The organism is Bacillus sp. SRB_331, assembly GCF_003264175.1.
GTDB classification, from domain to species: Bacteria; Bacillota; Bacilli; order Bacillales; family Bacillaceae_G; genus Bacillus_A; species Bacillus_A mycoides.
This window is the reverse complement of record NZ_NADV01000029.1, coordinates 164,754-178,833: the sequence shown is the minus strand read 5'-3', so window position 1 is coordinate 178,833 and position 14,080 is coordinate 164,754. Positions and strand designations below refer to the sequence as shown.

Sequence of the window (14,080 nt, the reverse complement as noted above, 5' to 3'; positions counted from 1 at the left end):
TAATATTTGTTTATACATACTTCTTTTTTTTAGTAGAAAATCCTTTTATCTATACATTATTATTTATGATACGGGAATGATGTAATGAAGCTTTTATATAATAAAAAAACCCGCGAATTATTCACGGGTTTTCCTCTTAATAACTTATTGCTATTGTTCCTTCACCTGCATGAACAGCAAATGAAATCGGCAATGGATAAAGCTTGAAATCCATTTCAGGGAATGCTTGTTTAATATCTAAAATCCATTCTTCAGCTCCATCTTTATCGTTAGCATAGAACATATGAAGTACTTTTGGTAATTCTTTTTCAAGCTCATTTTTAATGTATTCTCTACATTTTTGGATTTTACGCACTTTCTTTTCAAGTAAAAGTTCTCCGCCTTTTACTTCTAAGATTAAGTTGACACTTAATAAACTTCCAAGTAAAAATTGAACTCCCTTTACTCGACCACTTGCATATAAACCTTTTAAGCTTTTTGGAAATACATAAAAAGGCCTTCTTTTTTCATCTACTAATGTTTTATGTATATCTTGTAAAGTCATACCATCATTGTATAACGTTTTAGCTTTTCTCAAAAGTTCATCCATTGGATAACTTGTCGTTTCACTATCTAATACAGTTAAAGGGAAACCTGCCATATCAGCAGCTAGCTTCATATTTTGATAGGTCCCACTTACTTTTCCGCTAATAGCAACTGCAAAGCCTTCTTCATATTCTTCTTTGCATTTAGTAAATAATTCTACCATTTCCCCTATGTTAGGTTGCGAAGTAGTAACTGTTCTTCCATCATTTAACGCTTCATAAAGACGTTTATGAACTCCTTCTTCACAATCCTTATAAGACACTCCATCAATAATAACTTCAATTGGGATAACAAAGTTATCACCATCTGTTGTAAAACTCGCAGTTGTACTATCAGTAAACCAAGCAACACGCTTCATGTTGTTCCTCCCTTATTCTGTTCCTCTTTTCTGACTTTTCTATATATTTATCTTACGAAAAGAGAATATCCCCTGTAATAGTAACAGGACTTTAATATTTTAGCTATAGAAGATGTATAATAAATGTGAATATTTTTTGTCTATTTTTCAAAAAAAGAAGACCGCGAAATTTTGCGGTCTTTTTTTAACATTACTTAAATGTTTCGTTATCTAAAATTACAACATAATCATTCGTCAATCGGCCAGCTTCTTTCGTATAATTAACAAGCCTTTGTATGTTATCACAGCTAAGTTTTGCTCCCCATACGAGTAATGGTACGCCGATAAAGTCGATGTGGAACCTTCTAGAAAACAGACCACCGAAAGTCATTGGTAAAGGAACTGTTGGTGATGTATTAGAAAAAATAATCTTTTCATGGCTTTGATAATGTTTTTGCAGAATCTCTCCTAAATGCTTCATCGCAGGTACAACGACTTTGGATGCCCCGCACCCAATTGTATATACAGGATTCCCATATTCATCTTGTCCATGAAAAATAATCTTTCCCATATCCTCTGTTTTCAATTTATTAAAGTAATCTACATTTAATATTTCTTCTTTCGTTAACTTACGATCTGTTGGTAATTTATTTAAATGATAAGCTGCAGCGAGTGCAGTTGAATGTGTTCCGCCGAAATCTGTGTAAATGAATATCATATTATCATCCCTTGTTGTAAAAGTTCAATGTTATTTAGTATTACCGTTCACAGCGTTGTTAAACAAGGGATAAATGTATTTACACTTTTTGTATTAACTCATTATATTTTTTCCAAATATAATAGCGTCTACTAATTACGGTACCTAATGTGATACATAAAAAGGCATTCGTTACAACCATTAATGTGTGGTGAGTACTGCCAGGAAACATACTTTGCTTAATCAAAACCTTTGCACCTAAAATAACAAGGAGAATAATTGTACTTAACCAATTTCCTTTTCGTAATACATGACCTGTTTCACTATCTAATCGAAATGTTAAAGCTTTTCCCCTAATAACTCCTAGACCCAATCCCATTCCGAGCATTGCAACGAATAGTAGTACGTGCAATATATTTAATTGTCCCATATGAATAATGGACTGGATTGTTACAAAGCACAGCAAAGCCGGAATGAGCCAAATACGATTAATATTCACTTTGTATTCCTTACCTTGAATTAATACAATTATAAGAATAACAAGTAGAATAACAAATAGAATATCCATTTAGAGTCCTCCTATATACTTGTTTACCTTTGAAAATTATATTCATCTCTGTTTGAAATACGATAGATACTTTAATTTGTATAATATGGAATGTGATTTCCCATCAGCCTTAAGCATTACTTATAAAAGTAAAAAGACGTACTTTTTACTCGTACGTCTCCTACTACTTGTTCTTCATGTATAGCAACTAGTTCAATTGCGGGATTTTCATATTTTTCTTTCTCTCTAAGTACATTGTCATAATATGCTGTATCTAAAAAAGATAACACACGGCAACGTACCTAGCCTATTTCGTCTTCTTTTTTATATGCTCTAATTTTTATATCCATGTAATTAAAAAGCTCCTTCTATTTCCACCATTAGTTTTTCAGGTCCTGCCTCTTTATTTGATGGAATAACTAATGTAATTCCTAATTCTGGGTATACGGCCGAGCGAAAACTCACGCCTGGATCATATCCCATTACATGATATTTAAAAATATTTTCTTGTCTTTTCTCAATCCATATTCCATAGCCGTAAGACTGGCTATTATTCACCAAAATATGAGGAGTAAAAAGTAACTTCGTATATTCGCGGCTTAATATTTCGTTGTTAAATAGAGCTTCCCAAAATTTCACCATGTCTGGTGCAGTAATGTAAGCACCGCCATCAGAACCTCCTTTTATGGGTATAGAGTATGCATTTGTTCTCCATTTTTGACTATTTACATCCTTTATATATCCGAGAGCTGTATGTTTTGGTAAATTATCTAAAGAGAAATAGCCTGAATCATTCATACCAACTGGAACAAATATGTTTCTTTCTATATATTCCGTAAATTCAAGTCCTGTCTGCTGTTCTATAATTAATCCAAGTATAATAAAACCTGCATTATTATAGTAAAACTTACTTCCTGGTGTAAACATCATATTACTGTTTTGGAATAATGGTAAAAAGTCTTTTAAACTTTTTAATAGATACATAGGATTTTGTTTCCAAAGGTCTTCAAAGTTATCCATGATACTTTCATCAAAATAATCTGGAATACCCGAACTATGCGTTAAAAGTTGATGTACTGTAATATCTTCATTAAAGTTTGGGAATTTAATATGTAGACAATCTTTTAACTTTGTATGAAAAGTAATTACACCGCTTTCAACAAGTTGACAGATACTGATAGCAGTAAATAATTTGCATCCTGAGGCAATTCCAAATCTTGTTTGTAGTGTATTGTTTATACATTCACTTCGGTTAGCATATCCAAATGAATTTTCATAAATAATATCATCATCTTTTTTTATTAAGACTACCCCAGAAAAATCTATATTCCGATGTATTTCTTTTACAATTTTCTCTATTTGATCTTTTGTTTTTATCATAATAACCACCCTTGTTTATTGGTATTGTTCTTTCCCCTTATTACTTTTCCATATATAGGGGAAAGAAACCTCCTATTCAACCCCCTAATTTTCAAATGAAAACCAAGGGAACTATTTCGAATTTATTGATTCAGCGGAATATACCTTAGACCGCGATGGTAATAAAGTATACACGCACAATATGATAGTAATAAGTAGCATTACCAATACTCCTACAATGACTACAAGTTGTATAGAAGTGAATTGAGTTGCAACGCCGAACAGAATCGTTATAAAAATTGTAAAAACAGCTAAAACGAGCCCGTATATACTCCCGATTCGTCCCATCATATGAACCGGAACGTTATTTTGATAAAATGTGTAAAATCCCGTATTTGCATATGCCATAGAGAAAGATAAAACAAAGAATCCGATAGCAGCTATTAAAAACTCACTTGAAAAAGCATAAATCAAATATCCGATTGCAATGAATAATGATCCTATCCCAATTAGAAATGAAGGTGCTAATTTTTTTGATAAAATTGTATTTGTTATGGCTCCTAAAATAAAACCCGCTCCAGCGATACTAACTAAAAAGCCATATTCACTATCTGTTAACAATAAAACTTCTTTCGCAAACGATAGTTCAAGTGAATCTATAGCGGTAGCTAAAACCATCATTCCTTGGAATAGGAAATAAACACATACTATATACACAGATTTTTTGCTGAAATTTAAAACTATGTTCCAATCTTTTTTTAGTACAGTTAGAGATAACTTATCACTTGATGTATTAGAATCGTATTTTTTATCAAGATCAGGTAAAAGTAATGTAATTAACCCTGATAACAGAAATGCTATAGCATTCATATATATAGCAAACTCTGGTGTACCAGTTATTAATAATATCCCCGCCACTGCTGGACCAATTAAAAATGCACCAGATCCTATTAAACTACGTAGTGAGTTGAAACGTTGTCTTTGCTCTACTGGAATTAATTTCGTCATATATGTCATAGCAGTTGGTTCATAAATCGCACTGGCCATGCTTATAAAAAATACTAAGAGATAGACAATCCAAAGGGATGGAACCAAGGGTAAAATAGCGATAAATACTGCTCGATATATATCGAGGTGAATCATTAACTTTCGTTTATTTAAACGATCTATCATACTTCCTGACCAAGCGTTTGTAAATAAAGTGGCTAATGGTTTTATCACATATAAAGTAGCGACAGCTAAGGCTGAGCCACCCATATTATAGACAAGTACATTCAGTGCGATTAAATAAATCCATGCACCTAAATTCGCAATACCAACTCCGGACAATAGTAATAAAGGATATTTCCAATCTTCAAGTAATTTTTTCACTTTAGGCACCCGCTTTCTAAATTGTTTTAAAACAATAAAAAAATCCCACCCCCAAGACTTTTAGTCTTAGGGACGAGATTTATCATCGCGGTGCCACCCTAGTTTGTTAATATGTCGCCATATTAACCTTATCAGGTACTGCACTATTTTCATGCTTATACCTTAGCTCTATAACGGGAGCTCCCGTCACACCATCCACTTTTAAAAGGTTCCGATGTGCTGCTCAGAGGCTTGATTCAATAAAGAATTTTTACTCCTTTTCAGCTAAATGGAGCTCTCTGTGAAAAATTCATTTTATCTACTCTTCTCTTCACTGCATTTGGTTTTTTCATATTATCACATATCCATTTAACTGTAAATAACAAATAATCAGATATTTCAAGTTATGCCAATGTTAATAGTCTTATTTATTATTTTTTCTAAAAATTACGGTGCGTGAAATTAGTTGAATCTCTAAAAAAAGAGCCAATTATATATAGGCCCTTCAAAATGTCCAAATTAATTCGTATTTGCCTCTACTAACGGTTGTAGCGGTGGTTCTAATTCTAGTTCTAAAGTATCACCCTCTTGTAAATCTTGTCCTTTTTCAATACTTTGACTCGTTACATAGCCTATACCTGAAGTTTTTAAATCTAATTTTAATAGCTTGGAGAAATACATAACATCACGCATTGACCAACCTTTTAGGTTAGGCATTTTCACATTACTTCCTACTAGAAGTATGCGATCTCCTTCACTCATTACCTCGCCAGTCTGTGGATATTGTTTTATTATCTTTCCTTCTCCTAATAATACCGGCTGAAGTTTCTCTTTTTCTGCAATGTTTTTTACAGTATCCATCGTTTGATTTACATAATTTTGTACTTTTATTTCAGATTGCTTTGTTGCATCTGCCATTTTCTTTTCTGTATATGGTTTCACTTTTAAATATTCTAGACTATTTTTCATAACTGGTTTAAAAATTTCAGCAAGAGGCTGAGCACCGTATTCATTCCCCTTTAATTTAGGTTGCTTAATGGCTAAATATACGACTAATTGCGGATCATCAATTGGAGCCATTCCTAAGAATGAAAAAATATAATTATCTTTCCCTTCCATATATCGTCCATTTTCAGGATTCGGAATTTGCGCTGTCCCTGTTTTACCACCAATCGGATAACCATCAATTTTATACAACGTTCCCGTTCCTTTAGATGAAGTAATAACTCGCTCCATTAAGTTCCTTACCTTATCTGCAGTTTCTTTTTTAATCGGATTCCCTATTTCTTTAGGTTGATTTTCCATAATAACTTGTTTATTTGTTGGATTTACAACCTTATCAACAATATAAGGTTGCATCATTTTCCCGTCATTTGCTATAGCTGTGGCCGCTTGTACTATTTGAATAGGAGTTACAGTTGAGCCTTGGCCGAAAGATGTAGTAACTTGTTGAATTTGAGTATTTAACAATAATGTATTTTTACTTTCTCCAGGCAAATCTATCCCTGTTTTTTGATTGAAACCAAACAAATTCATATATTGCTTGAATTTATTTGGTTTCAGTAACTGATCTTCTAAAATAGAAAAAGCAACGTTCGATGACCGTTCAAACCCTTCATCAAATGTAATTGAACCCCATCCATAGCCGCCATTATGATCTTTAATCTCTGCTGAACCAACTGCATATTTTCCTGATTGGAAATATTCTTTCCCGTTATATACACCTTCATTAATTGCAGCAGCTAATGTAAAAACTTTCATTGTAGACCCTGGTTCGAATGCATTCGCAATTGGATCGTTTAAAAAATATTCAATGTCTCCTTTGTTAGGATTATAACTAGGCTTACTAGACATTGCTAAAATCTTACCTGTTTTTGGATCTGCAATAATTCCTACTAACATAGAAGGGTCATAGTGTTGCTCCGCTTTGTTCATCGCATCTTCTAAAAAACTATTAATTTGTTTATCAAGCGTAAGGTATACGTTATTTCCATTTTTAGCAGGTTCTATTTTTCCTATATCATTTGTAAGTGGGATTCCATTTCGTGAACCTACATATTTTACATTTCCGTTTGTAGAGCGTAAATATTTATCCAAACTTTCTTCAAGCCCAAACTTGCCCTCCGCATTACCTTTATCGTCTGGTCTTGCAAAACCAAGTATATACGAGGCGAAGTCTTCATTTGGGTATACTCTGGCTTTTTCTGTTGTAAACGATACACCTGGTATTTTCAAATTTTTAAGTTCTTCCTTCGCTTCTCTAGATAAGTTACGTCCAATTTTACCAATTTCAACTTGCGTACGTCCTTCATGAAAATTTTTCATAATCTCCTCTTTATCAACTTCAAGCGCATCTGCTAAACGTTGTGCAGTATCTTCTTTATCTTTTAATTTATCTTTTCCTTTTAAGTTTACAACGATGCGATATGTCGTTGAGTCTTGGACTAATACTTTACCGTTTTGATCATAAATTGTCCCGCGATTTGCTTCTAAAACTCCATTTTTGTTTTGTTGTTCCTTCGCAAGATCCTTTACATTAACATTATGCACGACTCCTACTGCTTGAATATAAAATATACGTAAAAGCATAGTAAGAAATAAAACAATAAAAGCAATCATCATATATCGTGCGCCTTTATTCGTTTGAAGTTTATGCATACTAATCTCCTTTCCTTTACAATGCATTAATGCGAAGATGCGCTACTAAATATGTTCTTTAATATAGTAGATACTATATTTTTCGAAGTTTTTTTACTAATTCCTCTATAACAATAAGAAAACCAGTTCTGTTGCTATTTGTTTTTTATTAATTCTATGTTTTTTAACATAAAATACGGTAAGTGAAATTTAAGAATTTTCAAATAAAAAGAACCTACTTTTTGTAGGTTCTTTTTATTAAGCTATATGGTTATATTTCGCTAAAAAAGGAACTCGTTTTGCTACTAGTGCATACATTTTGAAAATAAAACGAACTAACGGTTCAAATATACGTGCACTTTGCATTACTAATCCACTTGTAATAAATGTTAAGAACGCAGCACCAAGTATATCTAGAGGATAATGAACGCCTACGTACATGCGTGATATACCGACTAATACTGCCCATATTAACGCGATATATTTAAGTTTTTCTCCTCTAAGAATAAATACGAAAGCAATCGAAAATACGAGTACAGAATGATCACTTACAAATGATGAATCTGCTGCATGCGGTACTAATTGATTGACATGATGTGTTATAAAAGGACGCGGATGGTAATATACCGCATGTATAAGAACATTTACTAATAATGCAATACTAACTGAAAGTGTCGTATATAACACTGTATATTGTTTTCTAATTGCATTCTCTTTCTTTCCATTATTGAACCATAGGATAAGCATAAATAGAATAGCTACATATGGAACACTATTTGTAATAGCGATCATTAGCGTATCTAATAGCTTGGATGATCCAGCAAAGTTATTAATCCATTGAAATACTGTGTAATTCATATTACTCTCTCCTTATTATTACTCATTGTACTTTAAATAAAGATACAAGCGTTCTTGATTTACACAGTATACAACATCAATATGAAAATGGGTTTAAACTTTTCTCATCAAATTCTCATTTTGCTACTATTCATTTGACAATGGCGTAACTATTTACACGAGCTAAATATGTATAAAGGTTGTAAACCATTTTAAATAGTGTGGTGAACACTCTATGCATGGATATAATACATAACATATTCATTTAAATATATTAGTTACGAAATCATATTCTTATTCCATACGAAGGGCAATATTACCGAATTGTTCTCCTTGCTGCATTCGATTTAAAGCTTGGATTGCTTCTTCTAATGGATATACTTTATCAATAATTGGTTTAATATTATGTTTCTCTATAAAATGAACCATCTCATTAAATTCTTCACGGCTTCCCATTGATGTTCCCATAATATCAATTTGATTATAAAATAATGCTCGTAACGGTAATTCGATTTTATCTCCTGAACTTGCACCAAAGTTAACGATTCTTCCATTTGGTTTTAATATATCAAAATATTTCAAGAAAGTCGCCGGACCTATACTATCTATAATTAAATCCACTTTTTCTCCATGTAGGCACTCTTCCCAGTTACCAGAACTATTAAAAGAAAAGTCTGCTCCATATTTTTCAGCAGCCTTTCTTTTGTCCTCTATCCTTGAAGTAACACTCACCTTTGCTCCAATTGCTTTAGCAAATAACATAGCATAAGTAGCTACACCACCGCCGATTCCCGGAATTAGGACATGTTCTTCAGGTTTTAATCTACCTTTTGTAAAAAGCGCTCTATATGCAGTTAATGCCGATAAAGATAAAACGCCAGCTTCTTCCCACGTAAGATATGATGGCTTTTCCACTACATTTTCTGCTGGTACAATAACATATTCAGCAAATGTTCCATCTGCTGGTCCGCCTAGTACTTCAGGTAACTCTGGTATTTCATGAGTATTATTCCATCCAATACTAGGGTTAATAATAACCTCGGTATGTAGTGAAATATTTGAAACTCCTTCTCCTAGTTCTATAACAATACCTGCACCATCTGACCCTAAAACTAATGGTAGTTCCATTTCTTTTCTATTATTCATTATAAATAAATCACGATGATTTAAACCTGCTGCTTTTAATCTCACTTTAACTTCCCCAACATTAGGTGTTATCTCAGGTGATAATTTATATTTTAAACCTTCTATTCCATTTTTATGTTGATGTATAATAGCTTTCATTAATAATCCCCCTTTATATTATTAATGTATCGAAAATATCGAAAGAAATAAAATATTTTGATTACTAAACATTAAAAAAAGAGGAAATACATCATGTATTCCTCCTTTTAAATAACTCTTACAAAAAGAATTTTCCACCTTCAACTATCAATGGGTAGCATAAGGAAATGTAATCGTAACAACTGTTCCTTCATTTTCTTTACTCTCTAATTGAATAGTTCCGTTATATTTTTCTACAAGCCGTTTTGCAATAGATAGACCTAGCCCATTGCCACCTTGTTTTCGACTTCTCGCTTTATCGACTCTATAAAAACGGTTAAGAACAAATGGTAAATCCGATTCAGGTATTCCCGCTCCATGATCTATTATGCGAATATTAATTTTCCCCGACTGTATACTTGATTCAATACAAATATACTTATTAGCTTCTTTTGTATATTTCACTGCATTATCCATTACAATAATACTAATTTGTTCTAAGTAAGATGGTGGTATTGAAACATACGCTTCATCTGCATCTAATTTCATATCAAATTGAAAGTCAGGTTGCAGTACTGCAAAGTTTTGTGTAACTTGTGTTAATACGCTATTAACATGGACTCGTTCAGCTGTTATTGGATGTATCTGTTCTGATTCAGCCCTTGATAGCTCTAGCAATTCTGAAACTAATTTATTTAATCGATCTACTTCTTTTAAACTGGATTGAAGAGATTTATCCAATATAGCTGGATCATTTTTCCCCCATCGATTCAGCATTGATAAGTGCCCTTGAATAATTGTTAATGGTGTTCTTAATTCATGCGATGCGTCTTCTACAAACTGTTTTTGCTGTGTAAAAGAAGTTTCCACTTCATCCATCATTTCATTAAAAAGAATCGATAATTTTGCGAGTTCATCATTATTTTCTCGTACTGGAACTCTTTCATTTAGTCCGTTTTTCTTAATACGCTTCATCGTATCCGTTATGTTTTGAACACTTGATAAAAGCTTTTTCGTTATAAGTATTCCACCTAAAAAACTAAACACTAATCCACATATCCCTGCAAAGACCATTACCACTAAGATAATTTTTAATAAATGATCAAATGTCTCTAAGTTTTTCGTAAGTTCAATAGTTCCCGTGAATTTTTTTGTTTGAATTGGTATGCGCTCAACTAATATTCGATCTTCTATATGTCTTTTTATTAAGGATTCATCTTGAGTAACCTGTTTTGGTTTTATCCAAGCTTCATTAAAATCTCGAGAAACAGTAACAATGGGCTTTCCATCATTTCCGATAATACGAATCATTTGATGTTTATCAATCATATTATTTAGAAATTCTTTACTATTTTCAAATGTTTTGCTCGAGAGCGTTTCGTTTTTATCTTGAAAATATGCCGCTATTTCTGTCAATTGTCTGTTTATTTGTTTCTGTTCATAATCTATAGTCCACTTATTAATTACAATGAATTGTAACGTGCTATACAAAATAAACAAAATGAATACTAGTGTAGTGGACCAAAGTGTTAATTTCCACTTTATAGGTAAATTTCGAATTCGGTACACAATGTTTTTTATCATTTCATTATATATCCAGCACCGCGGACTGTTTGGATATACTCCTCCTTATCCACACTATGTAACTTATTACGTAAATAACGAACATATACATCGACTATATTCGTCTCAACCATTGCATCATAACCCCATACTTGGTCCAGTAAAATATCACGGGTAAGAACTCGATTAATATTTTTCATAAACATAAGCAGTAGCTCGAATTCTTTATTTGTAAGTTCAATTTCTTCATTTCCTTTAGTTATAGTTCGAGATTCAATCTGAAGCTGTAGATCTTTAAACGAAAGAAATGATGCGTGCTTTTGCTCTGTATTTTCTTCTCTCCTAAAAATCACTCTCATACGTGCTAAAAGTTCTTCAATTGCAAACGGTTTTGGAAGATAATCATCAGCTCCACTATCTAACCCTGTCACACGGTCCATAATACTATCACGAGCAGTCAACATAATAATAGGTGTACTTTTAGTTGCTCTTAGTCGACGACATACTTCCAGTCCGTTTAATCCTGGTAACATTAAATCAAGTAATATGAGATCGTAATTCTTTTCAAGTGCTGCTTCTAATCCCTTTCTTCCATCAAGTTGTATATCTACTATATATCCTTCATACTTTAATTCTAATTCTAAAAAATCTGCTAAGCTTTCCTCATCCTCAATAATTAGTATATGTTGCAACGATACTTCCTCCTATACGATTAAATGAATAAGTAATTCTATTCCGAATATAATTGCAACGATTTGATGTGTTTTTCGATACATTATCAATTTCGTTTTCTTATTAGTTTGTTGTAAAACAAATCCCGCAATCCCTAATGCTATTAAGGTTAAAAGAGAAAATATACCACTGTATACTAGCATAATATGCCGACTTCCTTTTATTAAAAAGTAAACACCGTGAGTAGTCGCAACAGCTATTACAGCGTATCCAATTAATACGTGAAAATGTTTTATAAAAAGATATAGCTCTTTAATTATTTTAAATCTGTGAATATGTTTCTTCTTTAAAAATAACCATATATGACGTAAGAACCATAATGATGCAGCTATAATTACCCCGTATTCACCTAAAGAACCTAATTTCTTATTTAGCCATTGTACATTTAATACATTCCCGTACAAAACATTAATAAATAGCAATTCTACACTACAAACAATAATAGTAATACCGATTATTTTAACATATATATGGAAATATTTATTTCTAAGTATTTTCTCCATTTTATATAATCTCCTTTTGACTCAAAAGCTCTATAATCAGCAGTGTATCAAGTAAAAGAGAGAATAACATGAGAGAAAGATTAAAATAAAATGAGAATCTGCAAACTACTTATATTTTATTTATCTCCTTTTTGGCCAATTCTAATATGTTGCAAATAAACGGTGCTTTTGCATTTGTATATGAAACACGATCAAAAGGATATGCAGCAGCAAGCATCTCTTTTAATACTCTATATTCTTCACGTGCCCACTCATGATTTATTAGAAAGTCTCGAAATAAAAGGTTGTTCCTCCATTCCTCGTTATTATAAATATAAACATGTAAATGGTGGGTACCAGCTCTCCATTTACCTTTTCTAAAAAAACGCCAATTAGGTGTTTTTTTAGGAACATATTCATAGCCAATTTCTTCTAGGGCTTCCCTCCAATTTTCGGTAATTTGTAAATTTGTTACGCCGATCATCATATCAATAAGAGGTTTAGCCCCTAACCCTTCTACGGCTGTGCTTCCTATATGTTCAATAGCAATAATTTCTTCATGGAGTAACGGCACAAGTTTATTTTTTTCATTTAAAAACTCTGTATGCCAATATTGTTGGTACGGTTTAATTATGATTTTTCCATCCATTTGCTTTCCTCCTTACAACTATATATTATTATATTTATAAAATTTAAGTTTATAAATATAGGGATTTTACAAAATATGTCGAATACTGTAATGGACAACTTAATTATATTAAATTTGAGGTGAATTATGAAAGATATTCCAGTTGAAATTCAGTTAGATACTATAACATTCCAACTAAAAAAACATCATAATTTTGATTGGCTTACAAAACTAGGTACAGTATTTGCGGTTTTTGACCAACAAGATTCCGGTAATATAAGTTTTGGTGTTGAAAAGAATGGGAAAAAGAACTTTATAAAATATGCAGGGGCACAAACACTCGCATATAATGCTTCTACAAATGAAGCTATACAAAGATTAAAAAGCTCAGTTACTATATACAATGAATTAAAACACGTTTCTCTTATAAGTTTAATTGATCACTACCCTGTACAACATGGATATGTTTTAATTTTTGATTGGTTTGACGGTGAATGTCTCCACCCGCACTGGAGTTTCCCACCCCCAGCAAAATATAATGATCCTAACTCACCATTTTATAAATATAAAAAATTATCCGTTAAAAACAGGCTAGTTTCATTAAATTCTATTTTTAATTTCCATACTTACGTTGAACACAAAAACTATGTAGCTATTGATTTTTATGACGGTAGTATTTTGTACAACTTTAAAACTAATGAAACAAAAATTTGTGATATTGATTTATACAGTAACAAACCGTATGTAAATAAGATGGGACGAATGTGGGGGTCATCTCGTTTTATGTCACCTGAAGAGTTTCAACTTAACTCTATAATAGACGGACAAACAAACGTATTTAATATGGGGGCTATAGCTTTTGCACTACTAGGTGGCGGGCAAGATCGTTCCTTTATGAAATGGGAAGCTAGTGAAGGCTTATATGAAGTAGCATACCGTGCTGTAAATGAAAATCGTAGTGAGCGCTATGCGTCAATGGAAGAGTTTAATAATGCATGGTTAAAAGCCTATAACACTGAAAATCTATAAAAACTAAATACATTGTAAAAGTACATGTAAAACT

The 14,080-nt window shown here is 32.2% G+C and carries 13 protein-coding genes, 1 pseudogene and 1 other annotated feature; of the genes and pseudogenes, 1 reads left to right on the top strand and 13 read right to left on the bottom strand.

All coding sequences use genetic code 11. From position 1 onward, the window contains the following. Positions 1 to 136 precede the first annotated feature (136 nt). The 13 genes and pseudogenes from B5P42_RS19285 to B5P42_RS19225 form a co-directional block, all read right to left on the bottom strand. On the bottom strand, positions 137 to 943 hold the full coding sequence (locus tag B5P42_RS19285) for a DegV family protein (RefSeq protein ID WP_002141971.1): 807 nt from the start codon (positions 941 to 943) through the stop codon (positions 137 to 139). Between the two features lie 190 nt (positions 944 to 1,133). Continuing rightward, a complete protein-coding gene (locus B5P42_RS19280) occupies positions 1,134 to 1,640 on the bottom strand; it encodes a DUF3189 family protein (RefSeq protein WP_113734961.1) in 507 nt (168 codons plus the stop codon). A gap of 79 nt (positions 1,641 to 1,719) precedes the next feature. After that, complete coding sequence (locus tag B5P42_RS19275) at positions 1,720 to 2,187, bottom strand: DUF1453 family protein (protein WP_113734960.1); 468 nt, start codon at positions 2,185 to 2,187, stop codon at positions 1,720 to 1,722. A gap of 143 nt (positions 2,188 to 2,330) precedes the next feature. Further along, positions 2,331 to 2,456 (bottom strand): annotated as a pseudogene (locus B5P42_RS19270) (GNAT family acetyltransferase); the annotation flags it as partial. A gap of 64 nt (positions 2,457 to 2,520) precedes the next feature. Beyond that, positions 2,521 to 3,546, bottom strand: coding sequence for a serine hydrolase domain-containing protein (locus B5P42_RS19265; RefSeq protein WP_113734958.1), 1,026 nt, complete (start codon positions 3,544 to 3,546; stop codon positions 2,521 to 2,523). Positions 3,547 to 3,657: 111 nt separating this feature from the next. Further along, positions 3,658 to 4,896, bottom strand: a complete 1,239-nt coding sequence (locus tag B5P42_RS19260) for an MFS transporter (RefSeq protein WP_113734957.1) — start codon at positions 4,894 to 4,896, stop codon at positions 3,658 to 3,660. Positions 4,897 to 4,961: 65 nt separating this feature from the next. Then, positions 4,962 to 5,219, bottom strand: a binding site (T-box leader). 175 nt (positions 5,220 to 5,394) lie between these two features. Beyond that, entirely contained in the window at positions 5,395 to 7,533 is a 2,139-nt protein-coding gene (locus B5P42_RS19255) for a penicillin-binding protein (RefSeq protein WP_113734956.1), read from the bottom strand. 237 nt (positions 7,534 to 7,770) lie between these two features. After that, a complete protein-coding gene (locus tag B5P42_RS19250) occupies positions 7,771 to 8,370 on the bottom strand; it encodes an undecaprenyl-diphosphatase (protein WP_113734955.1) in 600 nt (199 codons plus the stop codon). Positions 8,371 to 8,643: 273 nt separating this feature from the next. After that, entirely contained in the window at positions 8,644 to 9,633 is a 990-nt protein-coding gene (locus B5P42_RS19245; protein WP_113734954.1) for a zinc-binding dehydrogenase, read from the bottom strand. 147 nt (positions 9,634 to 9,780) lie between these two features. Next, positions 9,781 to 11,196 carry a HAMP domain-containing histidine kinase gene (locus B5P42_RS19240; RefSeq protein WP_113734953.1) on the bottom strand — a complete coding sequence of 472 codons (1,416 nt, stop codon included), beginning with the start codon at positions 11,194 to 11,196 and terminating at the stop codon, positions 9,781 to 9,783. After that, entirely contained in the window at positions 11,193 to 11,867 is a 675-nt protein-coding gene (locus B5P42_RS19235) for a response regulator transcription factor (protein WP_002032425.1), read from the bottom strand. Before B5P42_RS19235 ends, B5P42_RS19240 begins: the two co-directional genes overlap by 4 nt. A gap of 12 nt (positions 11,868 to 11,879) precedes the next feature. Beyond that, positions 11,880 to 12,410 carry a hypothetical protein gene (locus B5P42_RS19230; RefSeq protein ID WP_061690135.1) on the bottom strand — a complete coding sequence of 177 codons (531 nt, stop codon included), beginning with the start codon at positions 12,408 to 12,410 and terminating at the stop codon, positions 11,880 to 11,882. Positions 12,411 to 12,519: 109 nt separating this feature from the next. Further along, complete coding sequence (locus tag B5P42_RS19225; protein ID WP_012261022.1) at positions 12,520 to 13,038, bottom strand: GrpB family protein; 519 nt, start codon at positions 13,036 to 13,038, stop codon at positions 12,520 to 12,522. Positions 13,039 to 13,164: 126 nt separating this feature from the next. Here B5P42_RS19225 and B5P42_RS19220 point away from each other — a divergent pair, with 126 nt between their 5' ends. Continuing rightward, a complete protein-coding gene (locus B5P42_RS19220) occupies positions 13,165 to 14,046 on the top strand; it encodes a protein kinase family protein (protein ID WP_113734952.1) in 882 nt (293 codons plus the stop codon). The last annotated feature ends 34 nt before the right edge of the window (positions 14,047 to 14,080 follow it).

Coding starts and splice junctions, on each gene's coding strand:
- B5P42_RS19285 (WP_002141971.1), bottom strand. CDS start 943: ATGAAGCGTGTTGCTTGGTTTACTGATAGTACAACTGCGAGTTTTACA.
- B5P42_RS19280 (WP_113734961.1), bottom strand. CDS start 1,640: ATGATATTCATTTACACAGATTTCGGCGGAACACATTCAACTGCACTC.
- B5P42_RS19275 (WP_113734960.1), bottom strand. CDS start 2,187: ATGGATATTCTATTTGTTATTCTACTTGTTATTCTTATAATTGTATTA.
- B5P42_RS19265 (WP_113734958.1), bottom strand. CDS start 3,546: ATGATAAAAACAAAAGATCAAATAGAGAAAATTGTAAAAGAAATACAT.
- B5P42_RS19255 (WP_113734956.1), bottom strand. CDS start 7,533: ATGCATAAACTTCAAACGAATAAAGGCGCACGATATATGATGATTGCT.
- B5P42_RS19250 (WP_113734955.1), bottom strand. CDS start 8,370: ATGAATTACACAGTATTTCAATGGATTAATAACTTTGCTGGATCATCC.
- B5P42_RS19245 (WP_113734954.1), bottom strand. CDS start 9,633: ATGAAAGCTATTATACATCAACATAAAAATGGAATAGAAGGTTTAAAA.
- B5P42_RS19240 (WP_113734953.1), bottom strand. CDS start 11,196: ATGATAAAAAACATTGTGTACCGAATTCGAAATTTACCTATAAAGTGG.
- B5P42_RS19230 (WP_061690135.1), bottom strand. CDS start 12,410: ATGGAGAAAATACTTAGAAATAAATATTTCCATATATATGTTAAAATA.
- B5P42_RS19225 (WP_012261022.1), bottom strand. CDS start 13,038: ATGGATGGAAAAATCATAATTAAACCGTACCAACAATATTGGCATACA.
- B5P42_RS19220 (WP_113734952.1), top strand. CDS start 13,165: ATGAAAGATATTCCAGTTGAAATTCAGTTAGATACTATAACATTCCAA.